The organism is Anaerosporobacter sp. (genome assembly GCF_965301125.1).
The window spans coordinates 1,583-2,540 of record NZ_CBDLAM010000325.1; the positions used below are offsets into that span (position 1 = coordinate 1,583).

At 33.1% G+C, this 958-nt stretch carries 2 protein-coding genes; both read right to left on the reverse strand.

Translation table 11 applies throughout. The features are described from left to right. Positions 1–17: 17 nt before the first annotated feature. Positions 18–362 carry a hypothetical protein gene (locus ACW2QF_RS19440; RefSeq protein ID WP_455717670.1) on the reverse strand — a complete coding sequence of 115 codons (345 nt, stop codon included), beginning with the start codon at positions 360–362 and terminating at the stop codon, positions 18–20. Between the two features lie 48 nt (positions 363–410). After that, a complete protein-coding gene (locus ACW2QF_RS19445; protein WP_455717671.1) occupies positions 411–800 on the reverse strand; it encodes a hypothetical protein in 390 nt (129 codons plus the stop codon). Positions 801–958: the final 158 nt, after the last annotated feature.

The window sequence follows — 958 nt, forward strand, 5'->3', positions numbered from 1 at the left end:
TATAACCATAATAAATTTTATAACCACCCATGTGCTTTTAGAAATTTATCTGGAATTCGCAATTCCAATTCTTCTTTGAGTTCCCTCAATAATATACTAAAATCTGTCTCATCCCACCATTTTTGAGAATTTTCTAACGCAATTGTTCTAGTTCCGAAACATATACTATATCCCATTCTTCCCATGTCATAATTGAATACTATTGGGAAATACTCATATGCACTAAACTCAACTGAAAACGATTTATGATTAACATCCTCTACTACATCTTTGATAATAAAATCTTTAATTTTTTCCTTAAATAAAGCACACATTTCGTCAATTATGAAATCTGACATCTCATCTACATTTTTATTTTGCATACCAATAATCTCCTATCTGTTTTAATCTAGTATATCCATGTTTATTTTTTAAATAGTGCCACTCCACTCCATTGGATTTTGTGAAAATCTAATCGTTTTTCCTTGAGCAACTGCATCATCCAAAGCTCTAGTATTAAATGTATTAAACATATCTTTGTCTGTTAATCCATATGCACCACTTATATCATCCCACTGTGTACCTAAACTAAAGTATGTATCACCCGTTGCCTCAGCTCTCTCTACATATGACCCTGATTCGATTGTTCCGTCAAAATACATTCCTAACGTCATACTATTAGAATCAGGATTATGTATAAATATTTTATGAATCTGTTCATAATTCCAATCCCTATATCTTATTCCATCAGCCTCTGACATCTCTCCAAATGCTGAGTATTTCCCACCCTTACTTACCGTCCAAATGTTCAACCAGATCATCAACAACCTTTTGATCTGCTCTTAACAATTCCTCTCCTACACCAGTTGCAAACACATACTCACCTGCTACTGTAGAAGTTATCATACCTGCTTAGACACTGATTAACCATAATTAAAGTAATTCAGAAAGCCATTTATCCAAATCGTCTCCCTCTAAA

Coding starts and splice junctions, on each gene's coding strand:
- ACW2QF_RS19440 (WP_455717670.1), bottom strand. CDS start 362: ATGCAAAATAAAAATGTAGATGAGATGTCAGATTTCATAATTGACGAA.
- ACW2QF_RS19445 (WP_455717671.1), bottom strand. CDS start 800: ATGATCTGGTTGAACATTTGGACGGTAAGTAAGGGTGGGAAATACTCA.